Consider the following 19296-nt stretch of genomic DNA (forward strand, 5'->3'; position numbering starts at 1 on the left):
AGAATCAAGACCGCTGCGCTATAAGAATCAAGAACCAAGACTAAAAAACTTAGAGCATTTAAAATGTGGCTTTTAAAATTTAAAGCTCGACGGAAATAGCATAATTTCGTTTTTTTTCCTAAACAGATTCAAAATGACACTAATTCTAAAGAAATTCTCCGAGAGCCTTTACTGGTCAGACTTTTAATGGATCATTGAATTTTAATCGGACACCGTTGATTGGTGAGTGGTGATTGGTGATTCAGTAGCGTCCGATATAAGAATCAAGACCGCTGCGCTATAAGAATCAAGAATCAAGACTAAAAAACTTAGAGCATTTAAAATGTGGCTTTTAAAATTTAAAGCTCGACGGAATTAGCATAATTTTGTTTTTTTTCTAAACAAATTCAAAATGACACTAATTCTAAAGAAATTCTCCGAGAGCCTTTATTGGTCAGACTTTTAGAGGATCATTGAATTTTAATCGGACACCGTTGATTGGTGATTGGTGATTTTTGAATGACAGGAAATTTTTGAATTGAGATTTATTTGGAATTTTGTACGAAGAAGAATTGAATAACTATCGAATGTTGAAGTTCGATCAGAATCGAAACTTGGAACTGGAAACTTATAATTTTCGTAAGTAAGAATTTATAATACGTGTATTCGTGGCTAAAAAAGACATAGCAGTTGTTATATTAAACTGGAATGGTAGGGCCTTGTTGGAAAAATTTCTTCCTTCAGTCCTTATGCATTCCGAAAGCGCAGCTATTTACGTGGCTGACAATGCCTCAACTGATGATTCTGTCAGTTTCTTAAAAACGAATTATCCGTCGATAAAAATTATTCAAAATCAAGAAAATGGTGGTTATGCCAAAGGGTATAATGATGCTTTAAAACAGGTTGATGAAGACATCCTGTGCCTTCTCAATAGTGACATCGAAGTTACTAAAGATTGGTTATTACCTATTATTGCTATTTTCAATGCACAGCCTGAAACTGCAATAATACAACCGAAAATTCTGGATTTTAAAAACAAGGACTATTTTGAATATGCCGGAGCTGGTGGTGGATTTATTGACAAGTTTGGATACCCTTATTGCAGGGGACGGATTTTTGATACGATCGAAAAAGACTTAGGTCAATACAACGACACAACTCCAATTTTTTGGGCTTCTGGAGCTTGCTTTTTTATTAGGAAATCAGTTTTCGATAAGCTAAACGGTTTTGATGAATCTTTCTTCGCACACATGGAGGAAATCGATTTGTGCTGGCGCGCCAATAACCATGGTTTTACCACAACATATGTGGGCACTTCAACGGTATACCACGTTGGTGGAGCGACCTTAAACAATACGAATCCGAAAAAAACCTATCTCAATTTCAGAAACAGTTTGTTCACCTTAACAAAAAATGCGCCTAACCATTTATTTCTATTAATCTTTACACGACTTATATTGGATGGTCTTGCTAGTTTGAAATTTTTAACGTCATTCAAATTCGCCCATATTATGGCAATTTTAAAAGCCCATGCTAGCTTTTACTCAGGCCTTCCCCAACTGCTTAAAAAGCGTCGCTTATTGAGTCAAAATATCTCGACGGTTGCACCCACTAAATATTACCAAGTTCAGTCAATTGTATGGCTTTATTATGTGAAAAATCAAAAGAAATTTTAAGTAAGAATTAAAGTGTTAAAATTGTTGTTAATTCTTCGCTTAAGTAGCATTTTTTATATAATTTTGCGTTGTTAAATTTCTAATTATTTAATCACTACCATTATGAAAAAAATCATGTTATTAAGTGTGTTTTCATTGTTGGTTTTAAGTTCATGTGTATCCAAAAAAGAATATACAGCTCTTGAAGCTAAACAAAAAGAAACACAAGATTTATTGAATACCGCAACAGTAAAGCTGAACAGCTGTATATCTGAAAGAGCTGCAGCAGTAGCACGTGTTGAAGGCCTACAGGAGCAATTGGCTGATATGCGTAGAACAAACTTAGACTTAATTGATACCAAAGGCAACTTAACAACTTTAACTCAAAAAGGTGCTGAGAATCTTGAAAAATCTCTTGAGAGCCTAAAAGAAAAAGATCTTAAAATTACACGTTTGCAAGATGCGCTGACCAGAAAAGACAGTGTTACTCTTGCAATTGTAACAAGTTTGAAGAAAGATGTTGGTCTTAACGATCCAGACATTCAAATTAATGTTGAAAAAGGTGTTGTTTATATCTCTATTGCTGATAAGTTATTATTCCAAAGCGGAAGCTACAATGTTACTTCAAGAGCTAAAACTATCTTAAGCAAGGTAGCAACTGTAGTCAACGGAAAACCTGATTTTGAATGTATGGTTGAAGGTCATACAGACAGCCTACCTTATAACAGAGGTGGCGTATTATTGGATAACTGGGATTTAAGTGTTAAACGTGCAACCTCTATTGTTAGAGTGTTGGAAGAATTAGGTGTAAACCCAAAGCAACTTATTGCATCTGGACGTAGCGAGTATGTACCATTGGTATCTAATGATACTGCTGAAAACAGATCCATTAATAGACGTACACGTATTTTAGTACTTCCAAAAATTGACCAATTCTACGAAATGGTTGAAAAAGAAATGAAAAACATGATTGCTGAAGACGCTAAGAACTAAGCAATTATTTAAAATATATTTAAAGCTCAACTTAACGGTTGGGCTTTTTTCATTCCTGCTTAGGCAGGAATCTCTTTTTTAAATCTGCTCTAATATTTTTTCAACAGAAAAGAGATCGCTCTATTAGCGCCTATCCAGATACTCGTTTTATCCCACCAGTGGGTTTTATTTCCCCGAAACTTGGCTCGATCGAAAAGAGAATTCCTAATTCTTACCTCGTAGGCTTTCCCACCAGTGCCGATCCGATCGGACGGGCCTCGAGCTTCTTTATTTAATTGTGTCTTCAGTAGATAAAGAATTCAAAATCATATAAACATTGTAAAGAAATTGGATTTTTAAAATCTGAATTTCAAAACGTTTACGTCCCAAGTCAATATGAATTCGTCAATAAGACAAACTTAAATAATGGATACCGAATGGTTTTCTAAAATATTTCCAAACTCCCCTTCCCCTCTCTTACTATTATAGGCTCATCTTCAGATAAATCAATAATTGTAGAGGCTAAGTTATCACCATAACCACCATCGATGACCAAGTCAACCAGATTGTCCCATTTCTCCAATATCAATTCAGGGTCTGTGGTATATTCAATAATTTCGTCTTCATCCCTAATCGATGTGGAAATGATTGGCCTTCCCAATTGCCTGACAATTTCTAAAGCAATATTGTTATTTGGAACCCTGATACCGACTGTTTTTTTCTTTTTAAAAGGATGCGGAAGTGTTTTAGCTCCTGGAAGAATAAAAGTATAGGGACCAGGAAGAGCGCGTTTTAAGATTTTAAATGTGGTCGTGTCAATTTGCTTTACATAATCACTGAGATTACTCAAATCATGACATATGAATGAAAAATTTGCTTTGTCCAATTTGACACCCTTTATTTGCGCAACCCGCTCCAAGGCTTTGATATTATTGATGTCGCAGCCCAAACCGTAAACGGTATCGGTAGGATAAATAATCAATCCCCCATTTTTAAGCACCTTAATGACCTTCTTAATTTCCTTGGCATTCGGGTTCTCTTCATATATTCTTATAAATTCAGCCATAATATGTGTGTTAAAATTTCGTTTACAAAGTAATTAATAATTTCATTATGAAAGCAATAAAACTACTTTTACTCACGGTCATCTTTGCTTCAGTAACATTTTCTTGCAGTAAAGAAAGTCTTGATACGCCTATCCAGGGGCTAAATCCTTCTGAATATTACCAAGAACTCAATATCAGCTATGGCTCTGATGACGGTCAGAAATTTGATTTGTACCTTCCAAAAAACCGAAGTACATCAACAAAAGTGATGATCTTGGTCCACGGCGGTGGGTGGTCGGGAGGTGATAAAGTAGATATGATTGGTTTTAAGGATATCATCCGTCAAGACTTATCTGACGTTGCAATCGTCAACATCAATTACAGATTGGCAAATGACAGCCGAAGTCCATATCCGATGCAGATTGACGATATCACCTCAGTAATAAATCATCTTAAAGAGCATCGCGATTATTATGTTATTTCCGGCGATTACGGCTTTTTTGGTGTGAGTGCAGGCGCACATTTGGCATTACTTTGGAGTTATGCCTTTGATACCGGTGATGATGTGAACATGGTATGTAGTATCGTTGGTCCCACAAACTTTACGGATCCTGCCTATTTGAACAGTACTGATCCAAATATCCGAGCTTTAATGGACCTGTATGGAGTTGCTGCTTCTACTGAATTTTTGGAAGAAGTCAGTCCGTACCATCGTGTCACTGCAGCTGCACCGCCCACCATCTTATTTTATGGCGGACAGGATCCACTCATTCCAACAACACAAGGCACCGCCATGAGAGAGCGTTTGCAACAATTGGGTGTTACCCATGAATTCACACTTTATGAAAATGCCGGCCATGGTTGGTTGGGATTGGAATTATTAGATACCTGGTCCAAATTAAAAATTTTTACGCAAACGCATTTGTAGTGTAAATCTGTAGCACAATTACCCAAGCACATCCAATTTCGCAAAACGTAGCAGTAATTTTTTGACACCACCATGCTCAAAATTGATTTCAGCCTTGGTATCTGCGCCAGCGCCTTCTATCTTCAAGACTTCACCTTTTCCAAATCGCATGTGTTCTACCACATTACCTACGGTCAGTTTGCCGTCAAAAAGGTTAACATCCGGACTCCCAGTAGACTTTCCAATAGGCTTCAGTTTTGCTGGTGGAATAAATTTAGGAGGCTTTTCTTCTGATCTGCGCTTTGCAGCTTTTTTGAAACGGATCTGATTGGGCTCCACATCACCGAAAATATCTGCAGAAAGCATCGGATTGAAGCGTCGGTCTTCTATTGGCGTCATCACTTCGACAAAACTCTCATCAATTTCTTCAATAAAACGGCTTGGTTCGGCATCAATCAATTTTCCCCAACGGTAGCGCGACATCGTATAAGTCAAATAGGCTTGCTTTTCTGCCCGGGTCAAGGCCACATAAAACAGGCGTCGCTCCTCCTCCAACTCACTGCGGGTGTTCATACTCATCCCACTTGGGAATAAATCTTCCTCCATGCCCACAATATAAACATAAGGGAATTCGAGACCTTTGGCCAAGTGAATGGTCATTAAGGCGACGTGGTCCGCATCGCCTTTATCGGCATCCAGATCTGTCGCCAAGGCCACATCTTCCAAAAACTCAGGCAAAGCTCCTGTGGCATCGGCCAACTCTTCCTGCCCTTCCACAAAATCCTTGATCCCGTTGAGCAACTCCTCAATATTTTCCATTTTGGCAATGCCTTCCGGGGTACCATCATCTCTGAATTCCTTGATCAGCCCAGTCACTTTGGTCACGTGATCCGCCAACTCAAAAGCGTTGGCCGTTTGGTTCATCACCTGGAAACTCTCAATCATGGTGACAAAATTCCTCAACTTGTTTTTAGTGCCAGAATTAATATTGATTTCAATTTTATCAATATGCTTCATCACATCAAAAATGGAGCGGTTATAGCCGTTTGCAGCGACAACCAATCGATCTATTGTGGTCTGACCTATACCACGGCCAGGAAAGTTGATGATCCGTTTTAGAGCCTCCTCATCGGCTGGATTGATAATCAATCGCAAGTAAGACAGAACGTCCTTAATTTCTTTGCGCTGATAGAAGGATAATCCACCATAAATTCTATAGGGAATACCCCGCTTTCTCAAAGCGTCTTCCATCGCTCGGGACTGGGCATTGGTACGATATAAAATGGCGAAATCACTATTCATAAGTTGATGTTCCATTTTATTTTCAAAGATGGAACTTGCCACAAAGCGGCCTTCATCACCGTCAGTCATCAATCGGTTGACCTTTATCTTAGCCCCTTCATCATTGGCCGTCCATACTACTTTTTCAAGTTTGGTCTGGTTCTTTTCGATAATGGAATTGGCAGCATTGACAATATTCTTGGTGGACCTGTAATTTTGTTCCAAACGAAACATTTTTACATCGTCATAATCCTTCTGAAAATTTAGGATATTATTGATATTGGCACCTCTAAATGCATAAATACTTTGCGCATCATCTCCTACGACACATATATTCTGGAAGCGGTCAGATAAAGCCCTAACAATCAAATATTGGGAATGGTTCGTATCCTGATACTCATCGACCAGAATATAACGGAACCGATTTTGGTATTTGGCCAATACATCTGGAAATCGCGTAAGTAACTCATTCGTTTTCAGTAACAGGTCATCAAAATCCATAGCGCCCGCCTTAAAGCAGCGGTCCACATAGTTTTTGTAGATATCTCCCAACCTCGGTCGCTTGGCCATGGTATCCGCCTCAATCAATTCTGGATTCTGGAAATAGGCTTTGACCGTAATCAAACTGTTTTTATAGGAGGAAATCCTGGAACTGATCTGTTTGGTTTTATAAATGTCTTTATCAAGACCCATTTCTTTGATAATGGCACCAACCAAGCGTTGTGAATCCTGCGCATCATAAATGGTGAAATTGCTCGGATAGCCCAGTTTATCCGCTTCAATGCGAAGAATTTTTGCAAAAACCGAGTGAAACGTGCCCATCCAAAGATTTTTCGCTTCACTTGTACCAACAATATCAGCAATTCTCCCCTTCATCTCACGAGCCGCTTTATTGGTAAACGTTAATGACAGAATATTAAAGGGGTCAACCCCCAAACTCATTAAGTAAGCAATCCTATACGTCAACACACGAGTTTTACCAGAACCAGCACCTGCAATCACAATCATAGGGCCATCTTTTTGCAGTGTTGGTGCTAACTGCGCTTCATTCAACTGACTTAAATACTTTTCCAAATCTCTCTCAATTATTAATCTGTGAAATTAACCAAAGCTTCTGTTTTTAGAGAACGTTTTTATCAATAATTATAAACAATTGCATTTGTTTTACTACTTTAAAAGAAAATGAATATCTTTAGAATGACTTCAAAAATATCAAATCCATGAAATATTTTTTTCTGATTATCTGCCTCCTTGGAAACACCTTATTAAACGCCCAAACTGATTTAGAAACCGATTTTAAAGACGTAGAATCTAAAGTGATTGAATGGCGACGGCATTTCCACGAACATCCAGAGCTGAGCAATCGGGAATTTAAAACGGCTGAAAAGATTGCTGAACACTTGAGATCATTGGGTATTGAAGTGCAGACTGGTGTTGCAAAAACAGGAGTTGTTGGACTTTTAAAAGGAAATCACCCAGGGAAAGTTGTGGCCTTAAGGGCGGATATTGATGCACTTCCTGTAACAGAACGGAATGATTTGCCGTTTAGATCAAAGGTTGAAACGGAATTTATGGGCACAAAAACTGGGGTGATGCATGCTTGTGGCCATGATACACATATTGCCATTTTGATGGGCGTTGCCGAAGTTTTGTCCAAACATAAAGACAAGATCAACGGCACCGTGAAATTTATTTTCCAACCTGCCGAAGAAGGCCCGCCTCCGGGAGAAGAAGGTGGCGCCAAACTCATGATCAAGGAAGGTGTTTTGGAAAACCCAAAAGTAGATGCCATTTTTGGTCTGCACATCAACTCAGCAACGCCTGTTGGCACAATAAAGTACAAGTCTGGCGGCATTATGGCCGCTGTGGAACGGTTTGTCATTGAGGTAAAAGGCAAACAGAGTCATGGCTCTCAGCCTTGGCTTGGCGTAGATCCTATTCTGATTTCTGCAAAAATCATTGACGGTTTTCAGTCGATTGTCAGCAGAGAGCTCGACTTGACCAAGGAAGCCGCTGTGATTACCGTAGGGAAAATCACCAGTGGCGTACGCTTCAATATTATTCCTGAAAGCACCGAGCTCATTGGGACGGTACGCTCCTTGGATCCTGATATGAAAGCAAAGATCATCAAACGCATGACTGAAATGACCGAAACCATTGCCAAGGCTTATGGTGGTGAAGCTACTATTGTCTTTGAAAACTTTACATCCATAACTTATAACGATCCGGATTTAACTGCTGCAATGTTGCCAACGCTTCAAAAGACAGCAGGAAATGACAATGTTGTGATTACCAAAGCCGTCACAGGCGGAGAAGATTTCTCGTATTTTCAAGAAGCTGTACCTGGACTCTATTTTTTTCTGGGCGGCATGACTCCAGGGAATACCGAAGCTTTTCCACATCATACGCCGGATTTTATCATTGACGAAAGCGGGATGCTATTGGGGGTTAAAACAATGACCCAATTGGCGATTGACTATTTAGATTTAGATTAAGGTATTGGTTTTAATATCCATGCTTATTTTCCTCGCCCGAAAACTACAAATGCGCAAACTCCCTCATCGCTCACCTCTCGTAAATCTCCCGCTGATCCCGCTGATTTTCACAGACAGTGTCCAATTATGTAGCCTACTCATAACTTTGAACTCTGCCTGCACGTCCGCAGCCATAGCGGAGGCGGAAAACTTTGAACTTTGAATTCTAAACCCTGAACCCATCCTCACAAAATATTTTCAAAAAACTGTAACAAAGTTTAAGTAACTTCATCTTTATAACAAAGCAATTGTTTTTTTGACAAGAACCAATCCTCATATTGAAGTTTTGCTCGAGCAATGTAAATCTGGTAACCAACAGGCGCAAATGGAGGTTTACAACAGATATTATAAAGCCATGTACAACACAAGTTTTAGAATTGTAAAGGACAGTTTTAAGGCCGAGGATATTATGCAGGAATCTTTTTTGACCGCATTTACAAAACTTGAGACGCTTAAAGAATCTTCAATGTTTGGATCTTGGTTGAAGCGGATTGTCATCAACAATAGTATTTATGACTATCGCAAAGCGCAAAAAAATAGCACTGTTTCTCTAGAAAACGTCATGTATAAAGTAGAAGATGATCAAGATGTGACAGAAGATGGTGAATGGACTCATGTCAAAGCTGCTCAAGTCATCCAATGCATGAAGAGTTTAAAGAAAAACTATCAAATAATTCTGACCTTGTTTTTAATTGAAGGTTATGATTATGAAGAAATAGGTGAAATCATGAATATGAGTTATGCCAATTGCAGAACGATGATCTCCCGAGCCAAAGACAGTCTGAAACAGAAACTAAAGCCTGTGGAAGGATTATAAAAAACGACATTATGAAAAGAGATAAAATAGAAGAATTGTTCAGGAATTTAGCAGGTGATTTCGACGTAGAAACGCCAGAATTCGGCCATCAGAAACGGTTTTTGGACAAGTTAAACTCAATAAACACCAATAAAGTTGATAAAGCGCCTAAAAGAAAATCCTACACATTATTTCTTTCGATTGCCGCCTCTGTAATGATATGTTTCGGACTGTTTATCTTTTTACAAAATAATACAGAGGTGAACGATTTGGCAAGCGTATCACCAGAATTGTCCCAAACCCAAGACTTTTTTACAACGGCCATCACGTCTGAATTGAACAAAATAAAAGCGCAGCGAAGTCCGGAAAATGAAGTTCTTGTTTCGGACGCGCTAAAACAAATGGAATTGTTAGAAAAGAATTACGAGCGATTGAAAATTGACCTTCAGGAAAGCGGCAATGATAAACGCGTGATTTCTGCCATGATCAGCAATTTTCAAAGCCGAATCGACATTCTGGAAAACGTTTTAAAATCTATTGAAAACCTCAGGGAATTCAAACAATCAGAACAAAATAAAATGACTATTTAATTCAGCAGCTATGAAAACTAAACTACCTTTTCTCGTGATCTTCTTCTTCCTCTCCCATTTAACGTTTGCGGGAACTGGATGGAATGGCAAGCACACCAAAGAAAAAACCATAAAAAGAGAATTTACTGTTCATCGCGACGCTCTGTTAAAAATCAGCAACAGCTATGGCAATATCAATATCATCACCTATTCAGGAAACACGGTTAGCATTGAAGTCAATATCAAGACCAATGGTAATAGTCTGGACAAGGTACAGGAGAAATTAGATAATATTAATGTTGATTTTCAAGCCTCCTCGACCATGGTCTCGGCAAAAACCATATTTGATAAAAATAAATCTGGAAGCTGGTGGAACTGGGGAAGAAGCACCAATGTCAATATGGAAATCAATTATTTGGTGAAATTACCAATAAGCAACAGTGTCGATTTAAGCAATGATTATGGCAGTATAAATTTAGATCGATTGGATGGTCACGCGAAAATCAATTGCGATTATGGAAAAATAACTACCAAAGAGTTGATGGCAGACAATAATTTGATATCGTTTGACTACACCAATAACAGCTATTTTGAATACATTAAAAGCGGAAAAATAAATGCAGATTATAGTGAATTTACCGTGGCAAAAACTAAAAACCTCGACATCAATGCCGATTATACCAAATCGGTCGTTGAAATTGCTGAAAACGTCAATTATACCTGCGACTATGGCTCAGTAACCGTTGAAAAGGCGAATAATGTGAAAGGCAACGGTGATTATCTGACCGCGCGATTTGGCGAAATTTATAAGAACATTCAAATCGTCGCCGACTATGGTTCGATAAAAATTGATAGAATGACGACAAATGCGGGTAATGTGTCCATTGATTCAGATTATACCGGAGTAACCATTGGGTACGATTCCGGATATCAATTTAAGTTTGATATCCAATTGGACTACGCTTCGCTTAGAGGCGCTGAAGACTTTCAGTTCATTAAGAAAAAAGTGGACTCCAACGATAAATATTATCAAGGCTATCATGGCGATGCCAACACCAACAATCACATTAAAATTACTTCTGACTACGGAAGTGTCACCTTCAAAAGAAATTAATCAAGATTTCTGCTTCCGCGGAAACGACAAAACCGAAATTTATGAAAAAATCAATTTTATTACTTGCAGCAGTCCTCATTGCAACCACAATTCACGCCCAAAGGAAAATTAAAGGAAATGGCAATGTCATGACCATTACCAGAACAACTTCTGATTATGACGCCGTTAAATTTGCAGGATCTTTTGACTATGTCCTCGTTTCGGGAACGGAAGGCAAAATCAAAATTGAAGGCGAAGAAAATCTGTTGCAATACATAATTACTGAAGTGAAAAATGGCACCTTGAGTATCAGAACTGAAAACAGGATCAATTTACAGACCTCAAGAAACAAAACCATCAAAGTAACAGTTCCGTTTGAGGCTATTGATGCGGTTTCACTAAGTGGTTCAGGTGATGTTTGGAATGAAAGCATAATTTCAGCGACAAACTTTAAAGCGTCAATAACAGGTTCTGGCGACGTGACCTTAGAAGTAGAAGCGACAGCTATAGATGCCAGCGTTACCGGTTCTGGCGATCTGACTTTGAAAGGAAAGACCAACAATTTAAAAGCAAGCGTTACTGGCTCAGGAGATTACAAAGGTTCCAATCTTAGCGCCAATGACGTAGTTGTTTCAGTAACTGGTTCAGGAGACGCTAAAGTAGTGTGCCATGGGCATTTAAAAGCACGTGTGTCTGGATCTGGTGATATAAAATATACTGGCAGCCCTAAAACTGAAGATTCGAAAGTTGCGGGCTCAGGAAGTATTGGTAGTTGAAATAGGGTTTGCCCCATTAATTAGTCATTACTTAATAATTCTCAACCGCTAACATAAATAAACCTTCCGGAAGAACTTTTCAACCCAAATCTTAAAATCAATTTTAAAAGAGCATAGTGGTAAAAAGTTACTCCCTTCTTGGAACTCTGAAAAGCAATACTATTCCAATCAGAAAGAATATAAACAAGAATAAAATAGCATTACGCATACTTCCTGTTATCTGATCGATAGTAGCAAAAATGACCATCCCGATAACGATTCCTATTTTCTCTGCCACGTCATAAAAACTAAAATATGACGTGGTATCCTTAGTTTCCGGTAAAAACTTTGAATAGGTTGAGCGGGCCAAAGATTGGATCCCTCCCATAACAAAGCCTACAAAACCTGCTGCAATATAAAAGTCCAAAGGCGTGACCATGAAATAAGCGTAAAAACATAAACCCATCCAAATAAAATTGACCGCTATCAGAGTATTTATATTTCCAAACTTAGCGGAAGCTCGTGAGGTTAAAATAGCACCTACCACAGCAACCAACTGGATAATTAAAATACTGATGATCAGCCCCATGGTTTTTCCTTCACCGTCATTCCAAGCTATTTCTTCTTCACCAAAATAAACTGCCACGAGCATAATGGTCTGTACGGCCATACTAAACACAAAAAAGGCGCCGAGATAACGTTTTAATCTTAAATTATTGGTCAAAGCTTTCCAAACGCTTCTCAATTCTTTAAAACCATTAAAAACTATTGATTTAGTGACCTTATGTCCATTTGAAACGCCTTTTGGCAAAATATAAAATGTGTATTGGCTAAACAGGATCCACCACAAACCTACGGTAATGAAGGCTACCCGCATGGCCTCAATTGATGCGGCATTTTTGGCGGCTTCTGAAGCCGCTTCAATTTCGATTTCCGTTCCAGTTGCCAGAATCTCTGGCGCTATGGCTATATTAAATCCGAAAAATTCAGGATTCATTACCATGGCCAAATTAAGGATCAATAAAAGTACACTTCCTATATAGCCCAAAGAAAATCCTTTGGCGCTAATCTTATCCTGTTGTTCAGGAAAAGCAATATCGGGAAGGTAAGAATTGTAAAACACCAAGCTCCCCCAATAACCTATCAATCCCATAAAATAAAACAGCAAGCTCAGATGTATACGGTCTAAGCTAAACCAATACAATCCGATGCAACCAAGTCCGCCCACATAACAGAAAAACTTCATAAAACTCTTCTTGTTGCCAACGTAATCTGCAATACCAGACAAGATGGGCGATATCACTGCAACGACCAAAAAGGTGAATGCGGTGACGAAAGTGATGAGGGCCGTACTTTTAAATTCAAAACCAAAGGCGCTGACCTTTTTGACTTCAGATATAAACAATGCAGAATAAAATATGGGAAAAATTGAAGACGCGATGGTCAGCGTATATACTGAATTTGCCCAATCATAAAATGCCCATGCATTCAGTAGTTTATTACTTCCCTTTTGAAGTTGCTCCATTTGTGGTTTATTAGGGGGGGTTATTGCTATTCGTTATTTTTATTCTTTATTTTTTATTTTTAATTGGGCATTTCTGTCATTTTAAAAGAAAAACGCAAGGTATTCAGTGAAAAATCAATTTTCGTTCCGAGATAAACTGCTGTATTGCAGTCTAATTCTGGAATTTTTAATTATAGATCCCGTCATAAGGGCGGGATTATCCCGATAGCTATCGGGACAACCATCAAAACCCAATGCGCTGCGCTTTTGAGTTTTGGGTTTAGATCCCGCAGGAATGCGGGATTAGTTCAACCATCAAAACTCAATGCGCTGCGCTTTTGAGTTTTAGGTTTCACTAAAAAAAAGCTGTTCGCTCCAATTATGGGCGTGAACAGCTTTTTAAAATTAAATATTTATTCTAAAACAGCGATGGATTAACTTTTAAATGTGGTTACTCCAAATTTTTTGGCTTCTGCTCTGGCTTTATCAGCATGGGCCTCTATGTTTTTGATACGTGTTTCATTGGCAGGGTGTGTGCTTAAAAATTCAGGCGGTGCTCCTCCTCCACTTTGAGCACTCATACGTCTCCATAAGTTTGCAGCCTCCATTGGCTCATAACCCGCAATGGCCATTAAATAGAGGCCAATTTCATCAGCTTGTGATTCGTGGCTTCTGCTAAAAGGGAGCATCACACCTACTTGAGATCCAACACCGTAAGCTTGATTAAAAAGATTTAAGGTTTCTTGATCTTTGATGACGACGTTGCCGGCCACAGCACCCATTTGTTGTAACATCCCGGCGCTCATACGCTGCTGACCATGATTGGCCAGTGCATGGGCAACCTCATGCCCCATAATGGCGGCTAATCCGGCTTCATCACCGGCAACAGGCAAAATACCTGAATAAACAACAATTTTACCTCCTGGCATACACCAAGCATTCACAGTTTTATCATCAACTAAATTGTATTCCCATTGGTAATCTTTTAAATACCCCTGATACCCATTGGCATCTAACCATCGTTCAGCGGCTACGGCTATTTTCTGACCAACACGTTTGACCATATCGGCATCCTTCGTATTTCTAATCACCTTGTTCTCCGTCAAAAACTCATCATACTGTGCAAAAGCAGTAGGAAAAAGCTGCGAATTAGGAACAAGGGCTAAAGTTTTATTTCCCGTAAATGGATTCGTAGCACATGACAAAAAGAGTGTCAATGCCCCCATAGCTACTATTGAATTCTTATATTTCATCTGTTCTCTTATTAAAATTAATTCTGCATAAAAATACAAAAACCATTCCCTTATTGATTGACTCAAAAAGAAATAGTTTTTGTTTTTGTGAAATCAATGAAATTCTACTTCCCGAAAATATGTAATTCGGAGAAACCTTTATCGATTATCATTGAATTATCTCCATTAATTTTAAGCTCACTTAAAGGTATCTCTTCATTATCAATCTGCACCTTCGTGATGGTAAATGGAAGTCCATGTAAGTTGATTTTAAATCTCTGGTAACCTGCATCATACTTTCCTTCTTTATGTTGTTGGATAATGAGCTCATCGGATTTTCCGGTCAATTTAAACGTTCTTAAGCTATATCGGCCCTTTTTGTAATCATAACCGTCATGGGCATCATCAAATAAAGTGGAAGATTCCTTTCCGTTTTTAAAATAAACATCAAGCGTTACTTCATCAATGTCTATCTCACCAACATATTGCTGCACTGGGTATTTTGGAATAATGGCTCCAGCCTTTACAAAAACCGGGATGGTTTCAATATCAGCATCTACCCACATTTCTTTTCCACCTGAAACAATTTGATCCGTCCAAAAGTTAAACCAGTCACCACGAGGAATAAACATGCGTCTGCCACGAGCATTCGGCTCTAATATTGGACATACCAAGATATGGTCGCCAAAAATAAACTCATCAGATCTGTAATGTGTATGTACATCCTCTTGATCAAATAATACTAAAGATTTTAGCATTGGAATACCTTCCTCGACATATTTCCAAAAAGAAGTGTATAAATAAGGTAATAACTGATAACGTAATTCAATCCATTTACGGACAATATCGGTGACATCCTCATCAAAAGTCCAAGGTTCTTGATTTCCATGATCGCCTGAAGAATGCACCCTGAAAAACGGATGGAAAATTCCAAGTTGAATCCATCTGGTAAATAATTCACCACTTGGCTGTTCTGCAAATCCGCCAATATCACTGCCGGCAAAAGAGAATCCTGACATGGCCATACGTTGTGCCTGTATATTGGCAATCCATAAATGCTCCCATGTAGCGACGTTATCGCCCGTCCATGTCGAACAATAGCGTTGTGTGCCTGAATATGCAGCACGCGTAATCACAAATGGACGTTTTGGATAGGCAAATTTCTTCACACCTTGGTAGGTTGCTCTTGCCATCTGCATGCCATAAACATTATGCGCTTTTCTGTGGCTACAACGGTTACCATCATATTCATGTCTTACATCGTCTGGGAAGGTCTTATTGGGTACTTCCATTACTGCAGGTTCGTTCATATCATTCCAAACGCCTCTAACACCAATGTTTTCCACCAAATCCCTGAATAAATCTGACCACCATTCGCGGACTTTCCTGTGTGTGAAATCTGGGAAATAACATTCTCCAGGCCACACTTTACCTTTCATATACGGACCATCGGCACGTTTACAGAAGTAATCATTGTCCAATGCTTCCTTAAATACCCAATAGTCTTTATCTACTTTAATTCCTGGGTCAATGATGACGACCGTTTTAAAACCATCATCCGCCAATTCCTTGACCATACGTTTTGGATCTGGGAAATGATTTTTATCCCAAGTAAAACATCTAAAGCCATCCATATAATCGATGTCCAAATAAATGGCATCACAAGGAATCTTTAATTCCCTGAACTTTGATGTGACTTCTTTAACCGTAGATTCTGGATAATAGCTCCATTTACATTGGTGGAAACCCAATGCCCATAACGGTGGCAATTGATGAGGCTTTCCAGTTAAATCTGTATAATTGGCTACGACATCTTCCATTTGAGGACCATAGATGAAATAATAGTTCATTTCACCGCCTTGCGCCCAAAAACTTGTAACATTTCGTCTTTCTTGAGAAAAATCAAAATAAGTTCTAAAGGTATTGTCGAAGAAAATTCCATAGGCCTTTTTATCCTTCAATCCGGTATAAAACGGAATGGCTTTATAGATAGGGTCAGTACCTTTTCCGAAGGCATAACTATCCGTCACCCAGTTCTCAAAGCGTTTGCCTTTTAAATTGAGTTCAACGGGTTTGTCACCCAATCCATAATAGCTCTCGCCATCATGTGACGTCTTACTCATTTTGACAATATTACCGCCGTACTCATAGCTTTCTTCCCAATGGAAACCCAATTCGTCTTCATTGATAAGCTTATGGTCTTTGGCATCAAAAATGAGAACTTGTAAGTTCTCCTTCTTGATATGGCAAATGAGTTTGGAAGTGGTTATCTTATAAGACTCTGCCTCTTCTTCAATTTCTAAAAGATTATAGCCTTTGCTGGCATATTTTGTAATAGCATAAGAAAAGTCCTTTTCAAAGGTGCCCGTAGTCGTATATCTAAAACGAAGAACACTATCTCTTACAATGGTCATTTCAAGAACTACATCATTATCTGTAGTAAAGTAAAGTGTGTCTACATCCTTTTTATAGGCTATTATCTTTGATGGGAATATATTTCCCTTTTGCTCTAATTCAGTATTTACAATCATAATTTGGTATTAAAACTCACAAAAAAACACATAAGTTTTCAAATATAAAATTTAAGTTGATAGTACTTGTTAACTACAACGATTGCGAGTTGATTAATTAATGAAATTGGACTGACAATTATTTCTTTTTGTCAGTTTTCTTAGGATTTAACTTAGATCGGGTCTTTTTTGAAGTCGTTTTGGTCGGTGTATACTCTGGTGATGTTTTGGCTGGTTTCTTGGAAGATTTGATCTTGACTTCCTTTTCTACCTTTTCTGCCTTTTTCGTTTTATCCTTAACAGTATCAGATTCTTTCGAGTCGATTTTCTTAGCTGAATCCTTCTGCGCAGGTTTTGTCTTTACTACTTTTTTAGTTGTCTTTTTTACGGGTTTCGCTTTTTCTTTTACAATCGATTTATCCGATGTCTTTTTAGATGACTTTTTCGGCTTAATATATTTAAAAGCGACCATTCCCAATGGTGGAATGATGATTTCTGCTGAATGGTCCCGATTGTGCAATTCGGCTTTCTTAGTCGTAATGGTTTTATTCTTAAAATCGCCTGTACCATTATAAATTTTATCGTCGCTGTTAAAAACCTCTTGAAGTTTGCCTTTTTTAGGCACTCCAATGCCGTATTTGACCATGGGTGTTGGTGTCATGTTACAGGCGACTATAATATCATTTTTCGAGTCATTCCCTTTCCGTATATATACCAAAACTGAATTTTTATGGTCATCATAAGCAATCCATTCAAAGCCTTCGCCCGAAAATTGTTGCTCGTGCATAGCAGGTTCCGATTGATATAAACCGTTTAAATCGATGATCAGGTTTTGAATTCCTTGATGAAATTTAGAATCTAACAAATGCCAATCTAAACTTGATCTAAAGTTCCATTCGTTGACCTGTCCAAATTCACAGCCCATAAAAAGCAATTTGCCTCCAGGATGTGTAAACATATAACTGTACAATAATCTTAAATTGGCGAAGCGTTGCCATTCATCGCCAGGCATACGTCCTAAAATAGAGCGCTTGCCGTAAACGACTTCATCGTGGCTTAAGGGCAGCATGAAGTTTTCAGAAAACGCATAAGTCATTGAAAAAGTCAAGTCATTTTGATGGTATTGACGGTAGATAGGTGGTTTGCCAAAATATTCGAGCGAATCGTGCATCCATCCCATCATCCATTTCATACCAAACCCTAGTCCACCTGAAAATGTAGGTCGGGATACCATTGGGAATGCTGTTGATTCTTCGGCAATATTCTGTACATCGGGATAATTGGAGTACACGGCCTCGTTCATCTCTTTTATAAATGCCACAGCGTCTAAATTCTCTCTTCCGCCGTACATATTCGGCTCCCATTCGCCTTCATTTCTCGAATAATCCAAATATAGCATGGAAGCCACGGCATCCACACGCAATCCGTCAGCATGATATTGATCCAACCAAAAAAGAGCATTACTGATCAAAAACGATTTGACTTCGTTGCGTCCATAATTAAAGATCAAACTTTTCCAATCATGGTGATAGCCTTTACGTCTATCTGGATGTTCGTACAGACAAGAACCGTCAAAGTATCCGAGTCCGTGTGCGTCTTCAGGAAAATGCGATGGTACCCAATCTAAGAGAACGCCTATATTATTCTTATGAAGCGTATCGACCAAAAACTTGAATTCCTCGGGATAACCAAAACGCGATGTTGGCGCAAAGTAACCAGTAATCTGATAGCCCCAACTTGGGTCATACGGAAACTCCATAATGGGCATCAGCTCTACGTGCGTGAACTTCATTTTTTTAACGTAAGCAACAAGGTCATCAGCCAGCTCGACGTAAGACATAAATCGGTCTTCAGTTTCATGGCGTTTCCAAGAACTTAAATGGACTTCGTAAACAGAGTATGGCGCATCTAAGGCATTGTTCTTTTTACGTTTGGACATCCAATCCTCATCTTTCCATTTATAATCGTCTTCCCAAATAATGGATGCCGTTTGTGGCGGATGTTCTGCACGACGCGCATAAGGATCTGCCTTTTCTGTTTTTATATTGTTATGATGGCTCGTGATTTTATATTTGTAGATATTACCTTGCCCCACTTTAGGAATAAAGCCTTCCCAAACACCACTTTTATCCCATCTGACATTGAGCTCATGTTCATTTTCATTCCATTTATTGAAATCGCCGACCACAGAAACTTTTTTAGCACTCGGCGCCCAAACCGCAAAATAGGTGCCTTTAACACCATCAACTTCCATGATGTGCGACCCAAACTTTTCGTAAAGCCTAAAATGCTTTCCAGCTAAAAACAGATTGATATCAAAATCGGTAAAACGACTACAAGGCGTTACTTTTGCCATATTTAAAGCTTATAAGGGTTAAAAAGTGTTAAACTATTTCAAATTAAAATCCTAAAGTACTAAAATTACGTAGACAAACTAACATGAAATACGTATTTAAATCCTTA

13 protein-coding genes and 1 pseudogene are annotated in these 19296 nt (G+C 38.6%); 8 read left to right on the forward strand and 6 right to left on the reverse strand.

Annotation, left to right across the window (positions count from 1 at the left end; translation table 11 throughout):
- The first annotated feature begins 647 nt into the window (after positions 1 to 647).
- Positions 648 to 1655 carry a glycosyltransferase family 2 protein gene (locus tag J4051_RS05360; RefSeq protein ID WP_208232834.1) on the forward strand — a complete coding sequence of 336 codons (1008 nt, stop codon included), beginning with the start codon at positions 648 to 650 and terminating at the stop codon, positions 1653 to 1655.
- Between the two features lie 102 nt (positions 1656 to 1757).
- Positions 1758 to 2627 carry an OmpA/MotB family protein gene (locus J4051_RS05365; protein ID WP_208232835.1) on the forward strand — a complete coding sequence of 290 codons (870 nt, stop codon included), beginning with the start codon at positions 1758 to 1760 and terminating at the stop codon, positions 2625 to 2627.
- 424 nt (positions 2628 to 3051) lie between these two features.
- Here J4051_RS05365 and J4051_RS05370 read toward each other — a convergent pair whose 3' ends face one another.
- A complete protein-coding gene (locus tag J4051_RS05370) occupies positions 3052 to 3672 on the reverse strand; it encodes an L-threonylcarbamoyladenylate synthase (protein ID WP_208232836.1) in 621 nt (206 codons plus the stop codon).
- A gap of 32 nt (positions 3673 to 3704) precedes the next feature.
- On the opposite strand from J4051_RS05370, the gene J4051_RS05375 reads away from it, so the two are divergent.
- Complete coding sequence (locus tag J4051_RS05375; protein ID WP_317192696.1) at positions 3705 to 4580, forward strand: alpha/beta hydrolase; 876 nt, start codon at positions 3705 to 3707, stop codon at positions 4578 to 4580.
- Positions 4581 to 4598: 18 nt separating this feature from the next.
- On the opposite strand, the gene J4051_RS05380 is transcribed toward J4051_RS05375, so the two are convergent.
- The gene (locus J4051_RS05380) at positions 4599 to 6914 is read right to left on the reverse strand and encodes an ATP-dependent helicase (protein ID WP_208232838.1); all 2316 of its coding nucleotides are present in this window, start codon (positions 6912 to 6914) and stop codon (positions 4599 to 4601) included.
- A gap of 146 nt (positions 6915 to 7060) precedes the next feature.
- Here J4051_RS05380 and J4051_RS05385 point away from each other — a divergent pair, with 146 nt between their 5' ends.
- The 5 genes from J4051_RS05385 (at position 7061) to J4051_RS05405 (ending at position 11608) form a co-directional block, all read left to right on the forward strand.
- Entirely contained in the window at positions 7061 to 8335 is a 1275-nt protein-coding gene (locus J4051_RS05385) for an amidohydrolase (RefSeq protein WP_208232839.1), read from the forward strand.
- A gap of 295 nt (positions 8336 to 8630) precedes the next feature.
- On the forward strand, positions 8631 to 9191 hold the full coding sequence (locus tag J4051_RS05390) for an RNA polymerase sigma factor (protein ID WP_208232840.1): 561 nt from the start codon (positions 8631 to 8633) through the stop codon (positions 9189 to 9191).
- 11 nt (positions 9192 to 9202) lie between these two features.
- Positions 9203 to 9760, forward strand: a complete 558-nt coding sequence (locus J4051_RS05395; protein ID WP_208232841.1) for a hypothetical protein — start codon at positions 9203 to 9205, stop codon at positions 9758 to 9760.
- Between the two features lie 10 nt (positions 9761 to 9770).
- Complete coding sequence (locus J4051_RS05400) at positions 9771 to 10853, forward strand: hypothetical protein (RefSeq protein WP_208232842.1); 1083 nt, start codon at positions 9771 to 9773, stop codon at positions 10851 to 10853.
- A 41-nt stretch (positions 10854 to 10894) separates the two neighbouring features.
- Positions 10895 to 11608, forward strand: coding sequence for a head GIN domain-containing protein (locus J4051_RS05405; protein ID WP_208232843.1), 714 nt, complete (start codon positions 10895 to 10897; stop codon positions 11606 to 11608).
- A 127-nt stretch (positions 11609 to 11735) separates the two neighbouring features.
- Here J4051_RS05405 and J4051_RS05410 read toward each other — a convergent pair whose 3' ends face one another.
- From J4051_RS05410 to glgB, 4 genes and pseudogenes are all read right to left on the reverse strand, one after another.
- The gene (locus J4051_RS05410) at positions 11736 to 13112 is read right to left on the reverse strand and encodes an MFS transporter (RefSeq protein WP_208232844.1); all 1377 of its coding nucleotides are present in this window, start codon (positions 13110 to 13112) and stop codon (positions 11736 to 11738) included.
- A 413-nt stretch (positions 13113 to 13525) separates the two neighbouring features.
- Positions 13526 to 14344: a M48 family metallopeptidase gene (locus J4051_RS05415; protein ID WP_208232845.1), complete on the reverse strand. Its 819-nt coding sequence runs from the start codon at positions 14342 to 14344 to the stop codon at positions 13526 to 13528.
- Positions 14345 to 14448: 104 nt separating this feature from the next.
- Positions 14449 to 16854, reverse strand: a complete 2406-nt coding sequence (locus J4051_RS05420) for a glycoside hydrolase family 31 protein (RefSeq protein ID WP_208232846.1) — start codon at positions 16852 to 16854, stop codon at positions 14449 to 14451.
- Between the two features lie 433 nt (positions 16855 to 17287).
- Positions 17288 to 19189: pseudogene (gene glgB / locus J4051_RS05425) on the reverse strand (1,4-alpha-glucan branching protein GlgB); the annotation flags it as partial.
- Between the last annotated feature and the right edge of the window lie 107 nt (positions 19190 to 19296).

The organism is Gelidibacter pelagius, from assembly GCF_017581925.1.
Classification (GTDB): domain Bacteria; phylum Bacteroidota; class Bacteroidia; order Flavobacteriales; family Flavobacteriaceae; genus Gelidibacter; species Gelidibacter pelagius.